The organism is Streptomyces sp. DSM 118878, assembly GCF_052936595.1.
Genome location: NZ_CP193622.1, coordinates 1,421,664 through 1,442,138, shown reverse-complemented (window position 1 = coordinate 1,442,138; position 20,475 = coordinate 1,421,664). Strand labels below are relative to the sequence as shown.

At 70.7% G+C, this 20,475-nt stretch carries 19 protein-coding genes and 1 pseudogene; 19 read left to right on the top strand and 1 reads right to left on the bottom strand.

Translation table 11 applies throughout. The features are described 5' to 3' along the window. Positions 1-12: 12 nt before the first annotated feature. From ACRAKF_RS06030 to ACRAKF_RS05965, 14 genes and pseudogenes are all read left to right on the top strand, one after another. A complete protein-coding gene (locus tag ACRAKF_RS06030) occupies positions 13-852 on the top strand; it encodes a winged helix-turn-helix transcriptional regulator (protein ID WP_447035824.1) in 840 nt (279 codons plus the stop codon). Continuing rightward, positions 849-1,364, top strand: a complete 516-nt coding sequence (locus tag ACRAKF_RS06025) for a regulator (RefSeq protein ID WP_447035823.1) — start codon at positions 849-851, stop codon at positions 1,362-1,364. The genes ACRAKF_RS06030 and ACRAKF_RS06025 overlap by 4 nt, the downstream gene beginning before the upstream one ends. Then, positions 1,361-2,596 (top strand): MFS transporter, encoded by a 1,236-nt coding sequence (locus ACRAKF_RS06020; protein ID WP_447035821.1) that lies wholly within the window; start codon positions 1,361-1,363, stop codon positions 2,594-2,596. The genes ACRAKF_RS06025 and ACRAKF_RS06020 overlap by 4 nt, the downstream gene beginning before the upstream one ends. A gap of 30 nt (positions 2,597-2,626) precedes the next feature. Continuing rightward, positions 2,627-2,929, top strand: coding sequence for a hypothetical protein (locus ACRAKF_RS06015; protein WP_447035820.1), 303 nt, complete (start codon positions 2,627-2,629; stop codon positions 2,927-2,929). Positions 2,930-3,221: 292 nt separating this feature from the next. Then, the gene (locus ACRAKF_RS06010) at positions 3,222-3,413 is read left to right on the top strand and encodes a hypothetical protein (RefSeq protein ID WP_447041835.1); all 192 of its coding nucleotides are present in this window, start codon (positions 3,222-3,224) and stop codon (positions 3,411-3,413) included. 223 nt (positions 3,414-3,636) lie between these two features. Then, a complete protein-coding gene (locus ACRAKF_RS06005) occupies positions 3,637-4,779 on the top strand; it encodes an AAA family ATPase (protein WP_447041834.1) in 1,143 nt (380 codons plus the stop codon). Further along, the gene (locus ACRAKF_RS06000) at positions 4,776-6,575 is read left to right on the top strand and encodes a hypothetical protein (RefSeq protein ID WP_447035819.1); all 1,800 of its coding nucleotides are present in this window, start codon (positions 4,776-4,778) and stop codon (positions 6,573-6,575) included. Before ACRAKF_RS06005 ends, ACRAKF_RS06000 begins: the two co-directional genes overlap by 4 nt. A gap of 217 nt (positions 6,576-6,792) precedes the next feature. After that, complete coding sequence (locus tag ACRAKF_RS05995) at positions 6,793-8,019, top strand: ATP-grasp domain-containing protein (protein WP_447035818.1); 1,227 nt, start codon at positions 6,793-6,795, stop codon at positions 8,017-8,019. Beyond that, positions 8,016-9,167 carry an MFS transporter gene (locus ACRAKF_RS05990; RefSeq protein ID WP_447035817.1) on the top strand — a complete coding sequence of 384 codons (1,152 nt, stop codon included), beginning with the start codon at positions 8,016-8,018 and terminating at the stop codon, positions 9,165-9,167. The genes ACRAKF_RS05995 and ACRAKF_RS05990 overlap by 4 nt, the downstream gene beginning before the upstream one ends. Positions 9,168-9,231: 64 nt before the next feature. Then, a complete protein-coding gene (locus tag ACRAKF_RS05985) occupies positions 9,232-9,384 on the top strand; it encodes a hypothetical protein (protein WP_447035816.1) in 153 nt (50 codons plus the stop codon). 28 nt (positions 9,385-9,412) lie between these two features. Continuing rightward, complete coding sequence (locus ACRAKF_RS05980) at positions 9,413-10,279, top strand: DUF317 domain-containing protein (protein ID WP_447035815.1); 867 nt, start codon at positions 9,413-9,415, stop codon at positions 10,277-10,279. Positions 10,280-10,312: 33 nt separating this feature from the next. Continuing rightward, the gene (locus ACRAKF_RS05975) at positions 10,313-10,801 is read left to right on the top strand and encodes a hypothetical protein (protein ID WP_447035814.1); all 489 of its coding nucleotides are present in this window, start codon (positions 10,313-10,315) and stop codon (positions 10,799-10,801) included. Between the two features lie 52 nt (positions 10,802-10,853). Beyond that, positions 10,854-11,642, top strand: coding sequence for a DUF317 domain-containing protein (locus tag ACRAKF_RS05970; protein WP_447035813.1), 789 nt, complete (start codon positions 10,854-10,856; stop codon positions 11,640-11,642). A gap of 37 nt (positions 11,643-11,679) precedes the next feature. Then, a pseudogene (locus tag ACRAKF_RS05965) lies at positions 11,680-12,063 on the top strand (MSCRAMM family protein); the annotation flags it as partial. A gap of 148 nt (positions 12,064-12,211) precedes the next feature. On the opposite strand, the gene ACRAKF_RS05960 reads toward ACRAKF_RS05965, so the two are convergent. After that, positions 12,212-15,820: a tetratricopeptide repeat protein gene (locus ACRAKF_RS05960; protein WP_447035812.1), complete on the bottom strand. Its 3,609-nt coding sequence runs from the start codon at positions 15,818-15,820 to the stop codon at positions 12,212-12,214. A gap of 182 nt (positions 15,821-16,002) precedes the next feature. On the opposite strand from ACRAKF_RS05960, the gene ACRAKF_RS05955 reads away from it, so the two are divergent. The 5 genes from ACRAKF_RS05955 (at position 16,003) to ACRAKF_RS05935 (ending at position 20,109) form a co-directional block, all read left to right on the top strand. Then, entirely contained in the window at positions 16,003-16,422 is a 420-nt protein-coding gene (locus tag ACRAKF_RS05955) for a hypothetical protein (RefSeq protein ID WP_447035811.1), read from the top strand. Between the two features lie 19 nt (positions 16,423-16,441). Continuing rightward, positions 16,442-17,407, top strand: a complete 966-nt coding sequence (locus tag ACRAKF_RS05950; protein ID WP_447035809.1) for a hypothetical protein — start codon at positions 16,442-16,444, stop codon at positions 17,405-17,407. A gap of 638 nt (positions 17,408-18,045) precedes the next feature. Then, complete coding sequence (locus ACRAKF_RS05945; protein ID WP_447035808.1) at positions 18,046-18,714, top strand: LAETG motif-containing sortase-dependent surface protein; 669 nt, start codon at positions 18,046-18,048, stop codon at positions 18,712-18,714. A gap of 135 nt (positions 18,715-18,849) precedes the next feature. Then, complete coding sequence (locus ACRAKF_RS05940; RefSeq protein WP_447035807.1) at positions 18,850-19,194, top strand: DUF6233 domain-containing protein; 345 nt, start codon at positions 18,850-18,852, stop codon at positions 19,192-19,194. Positions 19,195-19,236: 42 nt separating this feature from the next. Further along, a complete protein-coding gene (locus ACRAKF_RS05935; protein WP_447035805.1) occupies positions 19,237-20,109 on the top strand; it encodes an ATP-dependent DNA ligase in 873 nt (290 codons plus the stop codon). Positions 20,110-20,475: the final 366 nt, after the last annotated feature.

Here is a 20,475-nt window from a genome sequence, read left to right as displayed (position 1 = left end):
GGAGTTCCTCCCTTGGCCATCACCGCTCTGCCCCCCGATGCCGACGCCGACATCGCCCGGGTCACCGAGGCCCTCGCCATGATCACCCCGCGCTGGAACGTGCGAATCCTGCTGGCCCTCTCCGGCCCGCCGCTGCGCTACAGCGAGCTGGGGGCCAAGGTGTCCTGGCTGCAGAACGGCCAGCTCCACCCCAAGCTCAAGGCGCTGTGCGACGCCGGACTCGTCGAGCGCACCGAACACACCGCACGGCACGTGACCTACGGCCACACCGAACGCGGAGCCGCCCTGCTGCCGGTCCTGCCGATGATCGTCACCTGGGCCGAGGAATGCTTGGAACAGGCGGAGCGCCCGCTGGCCGTGATCGAGCAGATCGAGGACAGTCTCACCCTGCTCACCCGGCGCCACGCCGCCGCCATCCTGTGGGTGCTCAAGTCCCGTAAGGAGGTCAGCGGCCGGGCGCTGGCCCGGATCGTGATGCCCCGCAGCGACTGGACCAACATTTATCCGCCGTTGCGCCAGCTCGTTGCCGACGGTCTGGCCGACACCGAGGGCAACGGCCGGCCCTACCGGCTGTCCGCCGCCGGCGACGCCCTGGGCCCCGTGCTCGGCACGCTGTCCGCCTGGTCCGCCGGGCAGCCCCTCAACCAGGCGGCCCACCACCCCGTCTGGGGGCAGCCGCAGGCCAAGACCGCGCCGAGGTCGTGGGTCAGCAGCCAGTCACGGCCGGCGCCCGCGGCGCTGCCACCCGTTCGGGCGGTTGGGTCGTCCCCGGCGTGGCACCACCGCGACCTTTTCTCGCACGCCGCCGGCCGCCCGACGGCGGCCCTCCCGGCGGGAGGACCGCGCCGATGAGTACTTCCTTCACTCCTGCCGAAGCGTGTCACGCTGTCGAACTGCTGTCCTCGCGCTCCCTGATCCGCCTGGTCACCGAGATCGACGACAACGGCGCCATACCGCCGCGACGGCTCGCCGGCACCCTGCCCGACCTTTCCGCGCACCAACTGCGCAGTGCATTCGACACGGCCCGCGCCCACGGCCTCGTCCGGGCCGCACCCGGCGCCGGTCTGGAACTCACGGACGCCGGAATGGAGCTGGCCGACCTGTACGACGCGCTAGCCCGGTGGGCGCGGCGTCATTCGGTCCCCGCCGCCGTCTGCGAGTTCACCAGCCGTGTCCGGCATGTCCTCGGCCTGCTGGCACCATCGCTCACCCCCGGGAACACCGACCGCCCCGCACCCCTGCTCGACGCGCGGCCGATCAGTGCGGAGGCAGAGGCGGACCTGGCCCGCGTCCGCACGCTCCTGATTCAGTGGCTGGCCGGGAACTCCCGGGTGGCCGGGGCCGAGCCGGTGCGGGCCACGTGAACGCAGCGGTCACACCCCGGCGCGCACGCCACACGATCGGGCTGATGGGCAGCATCTACCTGCCGCGGACGGCGGACGCGTTGGCGTTCGCGATGTCCACCTACGGCATCCCGTTGCTCGTCTTGGCCACGACTGGCTCCGCCGTGCTGACCGGGGTGGCCTTCGCCCTGGAGTGGATCCCGCGCCTGGCAGCGTTCGGGTGGGCCGGATCGGTCGTCGACCGTCGCGGCGCCTCGGTGGTCTTCCACCTCGCCTCCCTGGGGCGGGCGGTGGTTCTCGCTGTCGGCGCGGTCCTGCTGTACCTCTACCCGTCCGGTGCCGTGACGAGCGTGACGGTGATGGTGCTGGCGGCGGCGACCGGCGTGCTCACCGAGTTCAGCTATATCGCGACCGAGACTGCCGGAGCCGCTGCCGGCCGACGAGCCGGACCCCAGGCCCACCGTGTCCAGGCCGTCCTGCTCGGCATCGACCAGACCGCGACCTTGGCCGGACCGGCGCTCGCCGGCGTGCTGCTGCTCGCCGGGCCGCCGTCGATGCTCGCAGTGGTCACCGTATTCTCGCTGCTCGCCGCGCTGCTGGCCCTGCGCACCCCGCCCTCGCCTGTAGCCCCGGCCCGCGCACCCAAGGGGCAGCCCGGCGCCGGGCTCGTCACCGGGTGGCGCACCATCCGCGCGCTCCCCACGCTCGGCTGGCTGGTGGCCGGGCTGACCCTGTCCAACCTGTCTATCGGCCTTCTCCAAGCAGCCGGTCCCGTGATCGTCGTCCAGCACTTCGGGCAGTCCACCACGGCCGTCGGCTTGGTGTGGTCCGCCGCAGCGGCGGCCACCTTGGTGGCCGTGACCATCTGCCGGTTCGCGTTGGACCGCCTGGGTCTGTGGCCCGTGGGAGCAGCCTGCTCCGTCATCGCTTCGCTAGCCTGTCTCGCTGCCGCCCTGGCCCCCGACTACCTGTCCTACGTGGTCATGGTCGCGGTCCTGATGGCAGCCGATGGCGGCCTGGCGGTCGTCCTGCGCACTCTGCGCTCCCGCCTGATCCCCCCAGAGGCGTTCGGCAGCACGCTGTCGGCCACCATCCTCATCCTCCTGCTGCCCTTCCCCGTCGCCGGCGTGCTCACCGCGCTCACCCCGCCCGACGTGCTGGGCCACGTCATCACCGCCTGTGCCGGTCTGCAAACCCTCGGCCTGTTCTGCGCCTTCGCCCGCCTGCGCACCGACTCTGCCCTGCGCGCCTGACCCGCTGTCCCCAACCTGTGGAGAACGTTTATGGCCATCGCCGCCCTCGGGTCGCACCGAGCGACCGGCCGCACCATCACCGAGCAGTTCCACACCTTCGACGTTCGCCACCCGCAGGTGTACCGCACCCTGGAACGCATGGCCGCCCGCCGCCTGGCCGCCGGTGCCACCCGGATCAGCCTCAAGGATCTCTTCGAAGACCTTCGCCGCCAAATCCCGTACGGCGTTGCCGGACTGAACAACAACTTCACCGCTCTCTACGCCCGCCGTCTGATCGATGACCACCCCCACTGGGCCGACGCGTTCGAGCTGCGCCGCCGTCGCGCCGCCTGAGACACCCCCTTTCCTGCCCTGCCGTCCCTCGGTACGGAGAATCCCCTCTTGCCCGCTCGTGTTGGTACACCCGGCTGTCAGAACGTGCGGGAAGGCGAGTCAGGTAGCTGCGAGGTGGTGAGGCCCGCCCTGGAGCATGTCGGCAGTCGTTGCCCATCGTTCGTGGTCCAGCCACGCACCGTTGATGTGCTGGAAGCTCTGGGCCCACCTCGCCTTCGCCCAACACTCCACCGCTTTCCCGCCACCACCGATAGGAGATCCGCTTTTGCCTGAAGCACCAGCAGAGCCGTTCATGCCGATCCGGCACACCATCACCGGCGAGATCACCACCACCGGCTACAACGCCGCCGCCCGGCGGATCCTGCTCCAGGACGGCTTCGAAGAGACGTCCGACTGCGCCTGCCGAGCGACGGAACCCGCTACGGAGCGGACGCACGGGCCTGCTCGGCAGTCAGCAAGCTGCTCGTCGCCGGCCATCCCCTGAACCTGGACCGAGCCCTCGGTCGGCCGGTGAGCGCCGACGGTACGCCCCGGTCGGCCCGGTCGCCGATGTCGGCACAGTCCCTGATCCGCTCCGAAGCGGGCAGCCTCTCCGGCGCCTCGCCAACCATGCCCGCACTCGCACCTGCTGAAGGAACCTGGTCTTGACCACCCCCAGAACGCCTACCAGTCCAGCGTGCACCAAGGGCGGCGAACTTCGGGCCAAGGTGGCCCGACTGCTGGCCGACCAGCCGGCGGACAGGCTCACTATCGGGGACATGGCCAGGCAGCTGGGCCATTCCCACGGCGCCGTCCGCAACGCCGCCCTCACCCTGGTGCGACGCGGCGAGGCCGACCAAGGCGGAACCGGACAACCGGAGTTCCGCGCGAACGCGAAAACCGCCGCAGCCGCACAGACGGCTGTGATCAGCCCACCGGGCACCCACTCTCCCCGCGCCCAGGCGGCCACGGCCCGTACGACCATTACCGCAGCAGCCACGCCCAGGCAGACCGGCCCGATCCGCCGTGCGGGGGGCCAGCTCTACCACCCCCGGGAGCTGGCCGATCTGCCCGACGTCGAGGCGTTGAATCGCTTGCGCGACGCCGACGTGCCGGTGCTGCTCTACGGGCCTCCGGGCACCGGCAAGACGTCGCTGGTGGAGGCGGCGTTCCCGGACCTGCTCACCGTCGCCGGTGACGGCGACACCACGGTCGGCGATCTGATCGGCGAGTACACGCAGGACGACGCGGGCGGCTACGTCTTCCAGTACGGTCCGCTGGTCACCGCGATGACCGAGGGCCGCGCCCTGCTGATCGACGATGCCACCTTGATCTCACCGAAGGTCTTGGCGGCGCTGTATCCCGCGATGGACGGGCGCAGGCAGATCCAGGTCAAGGCCCACAAGGGCGAGACCATCAAGGCCGAGCCGGGCTTCTACGTGGTGGCGGGCCACAATCCGGGCGTGCACGGCGCCGTATTGACGGAGGCGCTCGCAAGCCGGTTCAGCGTGCAGATCCAGATCGGCACCGACTACGACCTCGCCAAGGCGCTCAGGATCGATGCCCGGGTGGTCCGGGTCGCCCGACACCTCGCCCACCAGGTCGAACTGGGTGAACTGGGCTGGGCCCCCCAACTGCGTGAGCTGCTCAGTTATCAGAAGACCGAGGCCGTCCTCGGCACCCAGGCCGCGCTCGCCAACCTCGTCGGCATCGCTCCTGTGGAGGATCGCGACGCCGTCGCCGCCGCCGTCATCAAAACCTTCGGAGTCAAGAAGATCGCGCCCCTCACCCTCGGCAAGCAGCTCCCCGCCTCAGCCGTCCGGCAGCCGCCGGCCAGCACCGGCTCTGCACACCGGGGCCGCTCGCGATGAGCGCCCACCACCACGTCCAGTCCCCGACCACCACCCGGGACGACGAGGCCGACCTCGCGCGCTGGGACGACGACGGCGCGCCGCCCGCGCAACCCCGTTCCTCCCCGGCCGCGTGGCTGCGCGTGGGAGCCGAACTCGGCGACCGGCTGGTCGCCCTCTCCGGCCGCCAGGACCTCCTCGTCACCTGCCGCCCCGGCACGCGCAGCGGCGCACCGGCCGCGTTCTTCCCCACCCTGGGCGAGGTTGAGTTCGACGCGCGCCTGTTCGCCCCCCTCCAGCCCCACGAGATCCATCCGCGGACCGTGGGCGACGAGGAGCGGTATCCCGCCGCCTGGGGCGTGTTCGTCCACGAGGCCGCGCACGCGGCCCACTCCGTGTGGACACAGCCTGCCGGAGCGGACCCCCGTGTCGTCGAGGCCGCGCTCCTGCTGGAGGAGAGCCGCGTCGAAGGAGCACACCTGATCACGCGGCCCACGGACCGCACGTACCTGCGCACCAGTGCCCGAACCCTGGTCATGCCCGACATCGCCCACCCCACCCTCCAGGGCATCGAGCATGCCGCCGCCGTGGCGGCCCTGGTCCTCGGCCGCCGTGACGTCGGCATCCTGGACGCCGGCGAGACCCGGGCCGTCGCCGATCTGTGCGAAAAGGTGCTGGGCGCAGACCTGCTGGCCACCCTCACCCGCATCTGGACCGCAGCCCACCAGTGCGCCGACCACGACGCCACGACCATGCTCACGCACGCTCAAGAATGGTGCGACGCTCTGGACATCGCGGCCCCCGCCCTACCCGTGCCGGAGAACCTCACCGATCTGCTGTCCGGCGCCGTGAGGGTCGTCATGGACCACGCGGCAGCCACCGACGCCGCCGACCTCGCAGCACAGGACGCAGCGGCCAACGCCATGGCCGCGCAGTCCAAGGCGCAGGCCCAGGACCGCGCCCAGCGGGCCGGCCAGCGACGCAAGGCCGCCGCCACCGCCAAGTCGGTCTTCAACGCCCGTGGCACCACCGTCACCCCCGACGGCACACCGGCGCCCCACGGCAACCCGGTCACCGGCACCCGCAGGCCCACCGCCGCCGAGCAGAGTGCCGCCGCGCGCCTGAGCCGCGCCCTGCGTGCCGCCGCCTACCGCGAGCGGACCGAGGAGCGGACCACCAGCCCCACCCCGCCCGGCCGCCTCAACATGCGCGCGGCCCTCGCCCGCGACGCTCAGCGCGCGGCCGGCTCGGTCCCCACCGCGGAACCGTTCACCCACACCCGCCGCCGCAACACCCCCACCCCACCGCTGCGTGTGGGGGTCGCCGTCGACGTCTCCGGCTCCATGCGTGCCGCCTGCGCGCCCGTCGCCTCCGCCGCCTGGATCGTGGCACGCGCAGCAGCCCTGACCGACCCCGACTCCCTTACCGCCACCATCGCCTATGACAGGCACCTGACCGCATTGACCCGGCCCACCCACCGAGCACCAGAGCGCGTGACGACGTTCGATGCCAACGGCGGCCACCACAACCTCGGCGACGCCATCGACGCACTCGACCACGGCCTCGAACTCCGCCGCCCCGGCGCCGGCCGCCTCCTCGTGATCGTCACCGACGCCCGGTACGGCAGCGACGAAACCGCTCAAGCCGTCACCCGCGTCAAGCAGCTCACGACCGCCGGCTGCGCCGTACTCCAGCTCACCCTCACCGCGAAGTCCCACCACTTGCCGGGGACCACCTTGCTGCACCTGCCTCAGCCCTCCAGCGCTCCCGTCGCTATCGCCACGGCGGCCACAGACGCCATCCGCAGGACACGCTGAGACGACGCAGAAGGCGGAAGCGTCCCCGAGAACACCGCCAAGCACTCCAGACCACCTCCGTCCGCCGCATGAATCGCGCATCTGATGCACGACCCTCCGCAACGACGCAGGCCACCGCCCCAACTGCCAATGAAAGCCACTTGACTTGAAGCCCCAGACCAGCAGTCCGCCCTCGAACGTGACGCCCATCAAACGGAATTCCCCGGGGGCCCCTGTTGTGCTCGTCGTCGCTCCCGGAGATGAGAACTACCGCGGCTACTGCCTTGAGCAGGTCGCCGACGCCTACGACGTCGTGCTGCTCACCGGTACCGAACCGTCGTGGGAGAAGGCGCACATCACCGATCACGTCGTCGTGGACCTCAGCGATCCTGCCGCGCTGCTGGCAGGGGGCCGGGCCCTGGCCGGACGCCACGACCTCGCTGGTGTCATGACCTGGGACGAGTGGAGCGTGGTCCCGACCGCACGCCTCGCGCGCCAGCTCGGCTTGTCCACCACCGCACCCGAAGTGATGCAGGGGTGCCGCAACAAGGCCACCGCTCGGTCGCTGTTCTCCCGCCACGGAGTGCCCTCGGCCACTTCGGTGAGCGTGCGTAGCCGTCAGGAGGCGGAAGCCGCCGCCGAACGGATCGGCTACCCCGTGGTGCTGAAGCCCGCCTCACACGCGGGTGCCATCGGCGTGCGCCGCGTCGACGACCGTGACCAGCTCACGGCTGCCTACCGGGCAGCCGAACGGACGGCCGGTCAGGGCACCGAGAGCACCCGCGTGCTCGTCGAGGAGTTCCTCGACGGGCCGGAGATCTCCGTGGAGTGCGTCACCTACCGCGGCGCCACCACGGTGGTCGCGGTCAACCGCAAGACCATCAGCCCTCCGCCGCATTTCGAGCAGCTGGCCCACAGCGTGGACGCCGACGACCCGCTCCGGAAGGCCGTCGCGCCGGCCGCCCGGGCGGCGATCAACGCCCTCGGCATCACCGACGGCGTCAGCCACATCGAGATGCGCCTCGTCGAGGGCAGACCCCGCCTCATCGAGGTCAACGCCCGCCTGGCCGGAGACATGATCGGCCACCTCGTGCGTCTCGCCACCGGCATCGACCTGGTCCGTGCCGCCGCCGACATCGCCTGCGACCGTGCCCCCGACCTCACGCCCACCAGGTCCTCGGCCGCCGCCATCCGGCTCCTCTACCCGGATGCCTCCGGCACCCTCACCCACCTCACCTACGACGGGCCCCGACCGACGTGGCTGGACCGGCTGCACTACCAGTGCCGCCCCGGTGACCAGCTCCTCCTCCCCGCCGACGGGGGAAACCTGTACACCGGCCGGATCGGCTATCTCATCACCACCGCCACCACCGGCCAGGAGGCGCGTGCGCGCGCCGACCGGGCCGCTCGTGCCGTCACCGCGGTCCTCGGCCGGGCCCCCGGCACCCGCAGCGCTGCGGCGTGAGCGCGGTGTCTGCGGCCGACCGGCACAGCCGGGTGCTGCTGACCGGGTACTTCCTCGGCCTCGGGGCCATCATGGCGGTGTGGGGCGCCCGGATGCCCGCCGTGCAGCAGGCTGCCCACCTCGGCACCGCAGGGCTGGCCCTGGTCCTGCTGGCCGCTGCCGTCGGCATGGTCGCAGGGCTTCAGCTCGGAGGCCGCTACGCCCGCCCGGCGCGGCTACCGGCCCTGCTCACCACTGGGTCCATCGCCCTGGCCGGATGCCTCATCCTCGTGGGCCATGGTGAGAGCCTGTCCGCGTTGCTGGCGGCGGCTCTTGCGTTCGGCCTCGCCCACGGCGTCCTCGATGTAGCCGCCAACACAGCGGCCGTCCGCTGCCAGAGCGCCTTCGGCCGACCCATCATGTCCGGCCTTCACGCCGCCTACTCCCTCGGCGCCCTCGCCGGCGCCGCCCTGGCCGTTCTCACCACCCAGGCCCCTCACAGCACACTCTTCACCGCAACAGGCGCCCTCCTGGCCGGCGTCGCGGTCGCTGCAGTGCCGTTCACCCGAAGCCTGAGCGGCGCAGACCATCCCACAGCGCGCGTCAGTGATGGGGAGCTGCCTCTGCATCCGTCGCCGGGAAAGCTCTGGCTTCTGGCCGCGTTGGCCGCTGCGAGCCTGCTGGGGGAGGGTGCCGCCGCTGACTGGGCCGCCGTGCACTTGCACACCCTGGGCGCCCCGACGGCCGCAAGCGCCACCGCGTTCGCGCTGTACAGCGCGGCCATGGCCGCGGGACGGCTGGCCGGTGACCGGCTCACCGCCGCCTTCGGCGCCCCGACGGTCGTACGGGCCGGAGCCGTTCTCGCCACGGCCGGACTGACCATCGGCGTCATCGGGAGCAGCACCCCGCTGGCGCTGACCGGTTGGGCGGTCTTCGGACTCGGCCTGTCCACCACCGTCCCCTCGCTCATCACCGCGGCCGGAGCCAGCGGTGCCAAGGCCGTGGCCACGGTCACCGCCACCGGCTACCTCGGCCTCCTCGCCGGCCCGGCCCTCATCGGCGCCCTGGCCAGCGCCACCACCCTGGCCACGGCCCTGCTGTTGCCCGCCCTCCTCGCAGCCGCCGTCGCCGCCCTCGCCCACCGCACCCTGGAGAACACCACCCCTTGACCCTCACCGCCCAGGCGGGCCCGGGCGCCGTCATCCTCGACTACAACGGCGTGACCAACACGCGATGAACGCCACCGGCGCCGCAGACCCCCACCGCGTCCTCTTCGTGGACGACCAGGCCGACCACTGCCACGCTGTCCGCCGCCTGGGCCTGCGCACCCTGCACTACACCGGCCGCCCCACTGATCTCGCAGCCGCCCTGCAGTCCCCGAACTGACCCGCTTCCTCTTCCCCCCCAGGATTCAGTGCCTTACGACGACCACGACACCATCGACGGCGACGTCTACGTCTCCCCACGCCACCTGGCCCGCGCCAGCGCGGTCGGCGACCCCGGCCTCGACCCGCTGCGCGACCTCGGCTGGGATCTGCATCACGACGACCTCGGCAACGCCTACCTCACGGCCCCCGACGGCAAGGTCCGCCTCGGCTACCTCCCCGAAGGCGACGACGACGGACTGTGGCGCATCAACGCCTACAAGGACGCCTTCGGCCCACCGGCCTGGGGCGTCTGCTTCAACGACGCCACGCCCACGGAGTTCGTCACTGCCTTCACCACTGCCCTCGCCGAGGCGTATCGGCAGGGCCCGGCCCACTACCTCGCCCGGCCGCTCGCCGGAAGCATCGACCGCGATCCGTTTCTGGCCGTCGACCCGCTCATCAACCGCGGCTGGCAGTTCAACCGCCCGCACCTGAGCACCTTCGCCATCACCTCACCCGACGGGCTCGCCACGCTGGAGTACACCACCGGCGACCTCGACCCAGCGATCGAACTGGACACTCGCGACTCTCGCTGGCACCTGTGGGCCGGCACCTCCTCAGCTCGGCCCTTTTGGTACGCCACGGCCAGCACCGACACCCCTGCCGCCCTTCTGCGGGCCGTGACCGAGGCCGTGGCCGACCCCGCGCCCCTTCCCCGTTGGCGGGACGACACCTACAGCTACGTCAAGGGCCACGCTCAGCTCTCTCCGATCCTCCCGCCGAGTCCGCCATCGCCCACTCCGCTCGACGTCCGCCGGGCCGCCGCGTCCCGCCGCCCGGCCGCGCTTCCCGCAGTCAGCGTCCCGCGCTGGAGCACCACGAGCCGACCTGCCCTGCCCGGCCCACGCCGCTGACCCCAGCCCAACCCCGACCGGAGACCTACCCCCGTGTCCCTGCAGGCCCCCGAGTTCTTCACCGAGCTGTGCCTCCCCTTCCACGACCACACCGTCGTGGGCAACACCTACTACGCCGCTCCCGTCCCCGGCGCACCGCTACGGCTGCGGATCGACTTCACCCGCACCATCCACGCGGACACCTATGGCGGGCTGTGTGTCGCCGTCGTCCACCCGGAACGCGGCGAGATCGACGCGGTGGCGCTCAGCTTCGTGGACCACGGAACCTTCCACCGCCGCGACGAAGCCACCCACACCCGTCCGAACACCAAGCAGTACGGCACCTTCGGCACCTACCACCGCCCCGGTCGCCCGCCGTGGGACGGGGCCGTCACCACCGGGCTGCGCGATGCCATCAAGCAGTACACCGCTGTCTGGTTCCCGGGGGCATGGACGGCATCCGCGCCGAACCGCGCCGCAAACCGAAGCACGCACACGGCACCCGCTCCGTCGACCGCGCGCGGCGGCGCACGCACTCGCTGAACCGCACCCTGCCAACCCGGCAGTCCGTCCCTTATCCGCAGGAGCCCTGCCCGTGCTCACCCACCCCCTTGAGAACCTCGACCCGGCCCAGAGCGTGCAGGTGCTGCCTCGTCACCTCGCCGGCCCCGGCGCCGTCGACCCTCGCGCCGCCTGGGCCTTCCCCTTCCAGGAAGGCTGGCCGTTCGCTCAGACCGAAGCAGGCACGGCCGCCGCATTCAGCCCATGCCTCCGCCTGCAGGCCACCTTCGACCCCCAGCCCGACAAGCCCGGCAAGGGCACGTGGACCATCCACGCACACCGGGCCCCGTTCACCTGGCCGGCCTGGCGGGTCACCTTCGACGCCACCACGCCCATCGAAATGCTGCACGACGTCCACAGCGAGCTGCTCGATCTCTACCTCGGAGACAGGGACAGCGACCAGGACCGGCTGTTCCAGGACGAGACGGCGCCACACGAGGTGTACGCGCCGCTGCTCGCCCGCGGCTGGAGCCACACCGTCAAGACCGACGGCACCCAGACCTTCCTCACTCCGGAGGGACTCGGCGGTATACGCCACCGCTACGTCACCGGCGGTTCCAGCGAGCTCGCCTGGCGGGCTTGGGGTGGGTACCCCAGTGAGCCGCACTGGACGGCGCGTTTCTCGTTCGGTACGCCCACCACGCTTGTCGCGGCTTTCACCGCCTCGCTCATCTCCACCGAACCAGTGCAGCGCACCGTCCAGGACGTCCCCACCCAGACCCGCCGGGCCCTCTACGTCGTCACCCCGGCAGGCAAGCAACCGAGCGGCAGAATCCCCGTCGCCCCGCGACCTCCCGGCCCGGTCTCTGGCCGCAGCCGATGACTTTCCCCGTCCCCTGTCCCAAGGAGTTCTCTTCCTCGTGCACGCACGTCTCGTCCGATCCGCTGTTGCCGTCGCCGTCGCGGCGGCCGGCACCCTGGCCTGGGCGTCGGCCGCGAGCGCCGAACCCTCCAAACCGACCCCCTCGGCCACCGCTGCCGAGACACCAGCCCCGGACGCGGGAAGCGTCGAGATCACCGCGAAGGATGCAGCGGGAGACGCCCTGCCCGGCGCCGTGTTCCTGCTGCTCGACTCCGCCGGCCAGGAAGCCGGACACGGGAAGACCGACGCGCAGGGGAAGCTGACCTTCTCTGACCTCGCGCCCGGCGTCTTCCGGCTCAAGGAGACGGCCTCCGGCAGCCCGCTCCACGAGGTCGTCGCCGACCAGGACGTCATCGTCACCCCGGGCGCGACCACACGGCTGATGTAGGATCCGCGATTCCGTGAGCACTGTCGGCGAATCATGAACACTGTCCGAGCAAATCCGGGTGAACATGAGCATCGGTGACGTTCAGTAGTTGTCAGTACCGCGTACATGTACGCACGGAACGTCAGAGGTTGGCTGTGGGGTGTTAGGCGCCAGCGTGTACGTACGCCGCCCACAGGGATGGGGTGAGGGGCAGTTGGTCGCGCAGGCTGCGGATGGTGTCGTGCAGGGCGTGCGGGGCCCGGCTGGTGTCCACGTTCTTCTCGCTATCGGTGAGGCGGGCGTAGAAGCTTTCGGCAATGTCGGCGGCGTACTTGTCGTTGATCTCCCAGAGGGTGCCGATGACGTGGGGGAATCCGGCGAGTTGGAATGCGGCGGTCAAGTGGATGGACTCGTCGAGAAGTTGCTGGCTTCGGGTGAGGGTGGTGGAGCAGGCTGACAGGTAGGCCAGGCGGGCGTGGTCGAGGTTGACCGGGGCGAGGCTGGCGACGGTGAGCGGGTCCTGCTGCCAGTCGTGCAGGAGCAGCAGGCTTTGGGAGGGGTCGGTGGGGTGGCTGGATCCATGGCAGGCGAAGTGCGCGATCGTGACCTCGGTGAGGTGGGCGAAGACCGCTGTCCTGGTCGGGATCTGATCTCCCGTTCCTGCGCTGCCGGTATCGGCGTCGGGTTCGGTGAGCAGGGTGGGGTGGGGGAGCCGGGCCTGGAGTTGGGTGGCTTCGCGGGCCACTTCCGAGAGTCGGCCTTGGTGTTGCAGGCCGGGGGTGGAGGGCATCGCCACGATGAGTGTCTGAGCTTTCACGGATGGCGCTGCGGTGTGCTGGCGGGCATAGCCGAGGGAGCCGATGGTGGGGGTGTAGGAGGAGACGACCCGGTCCAGGGCTGTCCGGGCCCTGTAGCGGGGGTCATGGTGCGAGGTGTGGTAGCCGGCGGCGTGGAGGGGCAGCAGGCTGAGCAGACCGCCCGATGCCCACCACACGTGCGGCCACTCCTGCCCGTCAGCGGGAGACTCCTTGTAGCCGAGGGCGTCCAAGACTGGGCCGACGGCCGTATCCCACAGCCAGGCCAGGATCTCGCGCAACCGCTGTTGTGCGGCACCCCGGTCAGCGTCGGGTTCGGGGTCGCTGCTGTCGGCCAGGGCCTGGTGAAAGGCATTGATGTGGTCGACGACGAGTTCGGGTGTCAGGTCGGGAAGTGCCACGACGGTGACGCCTTGTTCAGCGAGGAGCAGGGCATCGCTGCGATAGTCGTTGACGTTGAACGTCACCACTGGTCCCTGCCCGGCTTGCCCACGCAAGTCTTCTACCGTCGGTGGAAGCGCGAAGGAGGCGAACCCCTCCAGGCGGCGAATCTGCTCCAGCAGCACGCCCAGCTCAGCCGCCACCCGCCGTCGATCCCGCGCCTCCCGATCCTGAACAGGGGTCGGCCCAAGACCGGCCCTGGTGAACCCGATCGAGCTGGACGGCGGTTGGTCAAGCAGGTCGCGGAGATCGGTGAACCGTTCTGCCAGATCCGGGTGCAACGCACGCAAGACAGTGAGATCGCCCCGCGTCGCCATGACCTGCGCCAGCAGGAACGCCCGCCCCGACTCCAGCAGCCCCAACGCCCGACCGGCCCGATCTTCCACCGGGACGGAGAGACCGGCGAGTACCAACGCCGCCGCGTCCCCTGCCAGCCCTGCCAACCCGCCCAGCAGCTCCTGCTGGTCCGGCCTGTCCAGCCCCCGCGGTGCCACCTCCGGCAGCAACCGCACCGCCCCCTCCAACAACTCGGCCGCACGCCCCGGATCCGACGAGGCCAACAAGCCACCCGCAGCACGCCCCGTCTGGACCCGCACCGACGGCGCAGCCGAACCCACCTCCGAAGCCATCACCAGTGCCTGCACAGCCGCATCCAGGTCCGCCACGGCACCCAACCTCTCGAACCGGGTCTGCACCGCGAGCCCCAGGTTGCTGAGGTACCTGGCGCGGTCGGAATGGCCTGTGGGGATGCCTTCCACCGCCTGGCGGGCGGCGTCGACGGCCGCGTCCAGGTCCGCCACCGCACCCGACCTCCTGAACCGGGTCTGCAGCGCGAGCCCCAGGTTGTTGAGACGTCCGGCGCGATCGGGATGGCCGACGGGAGTGGTGTTCACGGCCTGGTGGGCGGCGTCGACGGCCGCGTCCAGGTCCGCCACCGCACCCGACCTCCTGAACCGGGTCTGCAGCGCGAGCCCCAGGTTGTTGAGACGTCCGGCGCGATCGGAATGGCCGACGGGAGTGGTGTCCACGGCCTGGCGGCCGGCGCCGACGGCCGCGTCCAGGTCCGCCACCGCACCCGACCTCCTGAACCGGGTCTGCAGCGCGCCTCCCAGGTTGCTGAGGTACATGGCGCGGTCGGGATGGTCAGCGGGAGTGGTATCCACCACCTGGCGGCCGGCGTCGACGGCCGCGTCCAAGTCCGCCACCGCACCCGACCTCTCGAACCGGGTCTGCAGCGCGAGCCCCAGGTTGCTGAGGTACCTGGCGCGGTCGGGATGGTCGGCGGGAGTGGTATCCACCACCTGGCGGCCGGCGTCGACGGCCGCGTCCAGGTCCGCCACCGCACCCGACCTCTCATACCGGGTCCGCAGCGCGCCTCCCAGGTTGTTGAGACGTCCGGCGCGGTCGGGATGGTCGGCGGGAGTGGTGTTCACGGCCTGGTGGGCGGCGTCGACGGCCGCGTCCAAGTCCGCCACCGCACCCGACCTCTCGAACCGGGTCTGCAGCGCGAGCCCCAGGTTGCTGAGGTACCTGGCGCGGTCGGGATGGTCGGCGGGAGTGGTATCCACCACCTGGCGGCCGGCGTCGACGGCCGCGTCCAGGTCCGCCACCGCACCCGACCTCTCAAACCGGGTCCGCAGCGCGCCACCCAGGTTGTTGAGACGTCCGGCGCGGTCGGGATGGTCGGCGGGAGTGGTGTCCACGGCCTGGTAGGCGGCGCCGACGGCCGCGTCCAAGTCCGCCACCGCACCCGACCTCTCGAACCGGATCCGCAGCGCGAGCCCCAGGTTGTTGAGCATTGCGGCGCGGTCGGGGTGGCCGGTGGGGGTGGTGTCCACGGCCTGGTAGGCGGCGTCGATGGCTGCGTCCAGGTCCGCCACCGCACCCGACCTCTCGAACCGGGTCTGCAGCGTGCCTCCCAGGTTGCTGAGGCGTCCGGCGCGGTCGGGGTGGCCAGCGGGGGTGGTGTCCACGGCCTGGTGGGCGACGTCGACGGCCGCGTCCAGGTCCGCCACCGCACCCGACCTCTCGAACCGGGTCTGCAGCGCGAGCCCCAGGTTGTTGAGACGTCCGGCGCGGTCGGGGTGGCCGGCGGGGGTGTGGGTCAGGATGTGCTGCCACAGACGAATGGTGACGGTGATGTCGGCGGGTTCGGCTGGGCCGAGTATTCGTTGAAGCATTGCGACGGCAGTGCTGGCGGCGCCGTCGGCGAGATAGGGGAGTAGAGGCTCGGGCAGCACTTCATCGGAGATGTCATGGACGAAGCAGAAGGTAGACATGGCCACTGCGGTGTCCAAGTCCTCCTGGTCTCGGCCTTCGGGCAATGCCCGGTAGCGGTACCAGTGCAGCCAGCCCAGGAAGTACCGGGCTTCCACGTCCTGGTCGTCGAGGAGCTCGGTGAGGCGTTCGGCCTCGGCAAGTGTGGCCGGTTCCAACAGCGACGAGACATCCTGTCCATCCTGGGCGTGCTGCAGGCGTGCCCGCAGGGCTGCCAGGAGGTCCTCGCGTTCAGCCATCCGTCCCCCAACCCGCGGGTTTCCTCGTTGTATTGAGGGTATTGCCAGCTTCACCGGATGCGAGGCATGTTCTGCCGATATCGTCGACAATGCCCGTCGTTCTGCCCCGGGCTCGTTCGGCGGGCCCTCGCTTGCGGAACAGCGCGACCCTCACCGCCGACGATCACGATGGAGGGACAGGGATGGGCGCAGCCACCGACCCGCCCGATGACCGTGTCGACCAAGCGTTGGCCTACGTATGCCGACGGCTGGACTACCTGCGCCGCCTTCTCACCCCGGACCAGGACATGGGCGGTGACCCGCCCGAACTGCGCGTCCTCACCGACGCTGTCGCCGCTGCCCAGCAACCTGACCCGAGTGCATTCCAGAACCTCCTGCAGGTACTCCACGAAGCGGTTAAGGCCGCGGGCGACCCGCTGGGCGTGTGGCACGCATCCGCGCAGCGGAGCCTTCATCTGCCCGGCGCCTCCGGTGGGGCTCCGTTCGAGTCGCTCTACCGGTGTCCGATCGGCAGGTGCGCGGGACGACTCCCCGACCAGTCCACCGTGTTCCCGCTGACCTGCACGATCACCGGCCGGGAACTGGAACGGACGATCCTGTGACCACACCGGAGCGGGCCAGGTGATCGGGTTCTGGTCCGGGCTCACCGGCAAACTCGCCGAACGGTGGCTCACCCTGCTCGTCCTGCCGGGCGCCTTCTACCTCGCCGCTGCCGCCACCGCCCGCACCCTGGGCTGGATGTACGCCCTGGACCTGCACCGGCTCACCGCCGCCGTCACCGCCCGGATGAAGAACCCCACCGCGACCACCACCGGCGGACAGATCGTCCTGCTCGCTGCCATCCTCGCGGGCGCCGCTGCTGCCGGCCTGGCCGCCCAAGCCCTCGCCTCCGTCGTCGAACGCCTCGCCCTCGCCCCGGACTGGCAGACCTGGCCGCGCCCCCTGCGCACCGTCGCCGGGCAGCGGACCCGCAGCCGCCAACGAGCGTGGACCACCGCGCACACGACGTACCACCAGCTCCGCACCGCTGCTGAGGCCCGTGCGGCCGACCGTACGCAACCTCCCCCGACCGCGGCCCAACTCACCGTCGCCCGAGGCAAGCGGCATGCCGCCTACCGGAGGTGGATCCGCGTCGGTCTGGAGAAACCCGACCGGCCGACCTGGAGCGGCGACCGCCTCCACGCCGTCACCCTGCGCATGGACCGCGACCTGCACCTCCACCTGCCGATCGTCTGGCCCTACCTGTGGACCGTACTACCCGACCCCACACGCATCGAACTCACCACCGCCCGCACCGCCCTCACCAAAGCCACCACCCTCACCGCCTGGGCCCTCCTCTACCTCCCCCTCACCCTCTGGTGGTGGCCCGCCCTCCCCCTCACCACAGGAATCGCCCTCGCAGGCTGGCGACGAACCCGCACTGCCACCGACACCTACGCCCAACTCCTCGAAGCCACCACCCGCCTCCACCTCACCACCCTCGCCACCCAACTTGGCATCATCCACACCGGTGCCCCCACCCCCGCTCTCGGCGACACCCTCACCCACCACCTCCACACCCAACCCCCAGCATCCAACCCTCACTGACAGCCACCAGCATCCGACCCCCACACCGCTGACCAGGACACCGGAGACCGGCTCCCCGGCCTGACCAACATCAACGGCCCGCCTACCTCGCCAACCACCCCCACCGCCCAAAGTGCCGTCGAGCCCTTGACATGCGCTTCCCTGCGCACGCGGTCCACGCCCCCATCTCCGTTGGTCGACCTGTACTGATAGCACCGTTGGATCTACCTGGCCGTGGTAGTTGGAACCGGTCACGTCGGTTGTGGCATCCGAGCTGCAGCTCTTCGAGGTAGACGACATCGGGTCGGGCTGGAAGCCCGGGTCGTCCGGTGAACTTGGGGCCATCTCTCTCGTAGACGGCCTCAACACCACCCAGCGGCACGGCCTTGGCATCAACCGACGGAACCCTACGTCGCAGCGCTCGGGGTTCCCGCTACCGTGTCACGGCTCAGTCAAGCGATCAGACCGGCCAGAGACCTCAGGCCAGTCCATCATCGCGGTGGCATCTATCTCGAAAAGTCACATGGCCTCAGCGCGTCAGTTCTCACCCTGAGTGACCCCGACAAGCTTCAAGTCGCGTGGATTGCTCGCTCAGTGGCGACGCAAATCCCGGTGCACGCTGCTCGCCACGGCCAACGCCACAGGTCAGATGCCCGCAAGTGCTCACGAACCCGCGGACCCTACAGCTGACGATCACCGACCCGTTCAAGGCCGCCAAGGTCCTCCTGCAGGCCAAGGACGACAAGACCGGCAAGCTCCTGCCCGGGGCGACCGTGAACATCGGCACCGGCACCTCGATGCTGCTCACCCTGACCACGGGAGCCAAGGGCACGGCCTCCGGAGAGCTGCCCATGTCGAGCCGGAAGACCCAGTTCTGGGTCAAGGAGATCAAAGCCCCTATTGGCTACGACCTGTACAAGCCCACCAAGACGTTCACCGCTGGTCCCGGCGGCCCGGTGACCGTGACCGTCACCAACGCCAAGACCATCACCAGCCCGAAGCCCGATCCCTCGGGCAAGCCCACGCACACGCCCACCGACACCCCCTCCTCCAGCCCAGGCAAGCCGCCGAACAGCGGTACGGGGAGGGCCACGCCGTCCGCGTCGGATAGCGACACACCGGAACCCGACTCCTCCACCATCGCTGCCACCCCGGTCGGCGACTCCACACCGAAGACGCCGACGGGTTCCCTCGCCCACACCGGTGCTGACGCCACGCCGTGGCTGATCGGCGGAGCGGCCATTCTGATCGCGTCCGGTGGAGGCGCCCTCGCCGTGGCACGCCGCAGTCGCACCGATGGCCACACAGAAGACTCCACCGGGAGCTGACTGCACCCCCCCTTTTTTCACTACACGGAGCCCCCGCAGCCCCAGCTGGGCACGCTGTTGGCGACCGCCAACAGCGTGCTCCCGGGTGTGGGGGCCTCGATGTCTGAAAACCGCCGCCCCTCTACAATCGAACGCGTGAGCGATACTCCGTCCCGTCTGGAATTGCTGCAGTTCACGCGCCGCGTGGTCGAGCAGCAGGCGCGGGCGAGCCTTCGGCAGCTAGACCGGTGGATCGCGGACGAGAAGCGTCGGGAGGCCGAGCGGCGGCAGGCCGAGGAGCGGCGGCCTCCGCCCCCGGAGTGGCTGATCGAGCGGGGCTTGGACCGGCACAGCCTGGTGGCGGTGCATACGGGGGACTGCTGGGACCCGGGTAAGCGCCTGATGTCGGCGACGCGGGAGCAGGCGCGCGACGCCATACGTCAGCAGGTTCCGGCGTGCTCGAAGTGTCGGCCGGACACGCGACTGGGCCTGTTGGAGTAGTCCGGTGCGCGGGAGGCGCGGGCGGCGTTTGAAGGTGGCGGGGTGGAGTTCCCTGTCGATGTCGCCCTGGCCGAGCTGGTGCCGCAGCTGCCGACCGGGCCGCGCTGGTGGTACGAGGTGAAGCTCGACGGTCACCGGACGGTGTTGTGGCGGCTGGCTGAGACGGTTCGACTTCAAGCGCAGTCGGGTCGGGACGTGACTACGCCCTGGATGGATCTTGCTGTTGCGGGGATGGCTCTGTTGCCTGGTGTCGTGTTGGACGGCGAGGCGGTCGTCGTGGTTGACGGGCGGGTGTCGTTCGAGGCCGCTCAGGCTCGGGCGGCTTCCTCGCCGGCACGGTCGCGGGAGCTGGCGGCGCGGCATCCTGCGCTGCTCATCGTGTGGGACGTTCTGGCGTTGCCCACCGGGGACGTGCGGGGGCGTCCGTATGAGGAGCGGCGGGCCTTGATACTGGACGTGGTGGACGGGCTGCCGGAGGGGTCGCCGATTCAGGCAGTGTCGGTGACGGAAGACGTGGAGGTCGCCCGGGTCTGGTACGAGACGCTGACCGGTTCGGGTGTGGAGGGGATGGTGGCGAAGTCGGCGCGGTCGCCGTACCGGGCGGGTCGGTCGTCGTCGTGGAAGAAGGTCAGACACGCGGAGACGATCGACGCGGAGGTGGTGGGGTTCACGGGGGCGGCGGGTCGGCCGCGGGCGCTGGCGGTGCGGTTGACTGACGGCCGTGTTGCATTGTCTCAGCGGCTCGGGGCGCAGCTGGCCGCGCAGGTCGCGGCGGCGCTGGTCGACGTTACCCCGGCCGAGCGAGGTCGGGCGGCCGGGGGCGGGTCGTTCACGGCGGCGGAGCCCGGACTACTCGTCGAAGTGCTCGCCGGGACGACGAGGCATGCCGTGGTCACCGTGACGCGCGTGCGGTGAGCCGCACCGCGGACGAATCAGTAGGAATAGCCGGCCTTCAGCTCGGCGAAGGACCGCGGGTCTCAGCGCACGAACTCCTCGCTTCGGCGTGGGCGTGGGCACGCCCGCCCTGAGCTGGGGCTCCGTTCTCCACGAACGCGCGGACACCTCGATACGCTGCGGCCGTGATCGAGCCCTCCCTGCTGCCAGGCGACCCCTCCGAGCTACACCTGCGCATCTCCTACGACGACGGACTCTGGGACACTCCCCAGGCTGACACGCTGGAGTGCTGGAAAGTGGCCATCCTGCACCGCCGACGCGCCCATGGTGAACATCACGAGCCGGTCAGCTCCAGCGGGTGTGCGGCTGCTGATTGCTCCTCGTGCA

Coding starts and splice junctions, on each gene's coding strand:
- ACRAKF_RS06025 (WP_447035823.1), top strand. CDS start 849: ATGAGTACTTCCTTCACTCCTGCCGAAGCGTGTCACGCTGTCGAACTG.
- ACRAKF_RS05955 (WP_447035811.1), top strand. CDS start 16,003: ATGGGCGCAGCCACCGACCCGCCCGATGACCGTGTCGACCAAGCGTTG.
- ACRAKF_RS06010 (WP_447041835.1), top strand. CDS start 3,222: ATGCCGATCCGGCACACCATCACCGGCGAGATCACCACCACCGGCTAC.
- ACRAKF_RS06015 (WP_447035820.1), top strand. CDS start 2,627: ATGGCCATCGCCGCCCTCGGGTCGCACCGAGCGACCGGCCGCACCATC.
- ACRAKF_RS05960 (WP_447035812.1), bottom strand. CDS start 15,820: ATGGCTGAACGCGAGGACCTCCTGGCAGCCCTGCGGGCACGCCTGCAG.
- ACRAKF_RS05985 (WP_447035816.1), top strand. CDS start 9,232: ATGAACGCCACCGGCGCCGCAGACCCCCACCGCGTCCTCTTCGTGGAC.
- ACRAKF_RS06000 (WP_447035819.1), top strand. CDS start 4,776: ATGAGCGCCCACCACCACGTCCAGTCCCCGACCACCACCCGGGACGAC.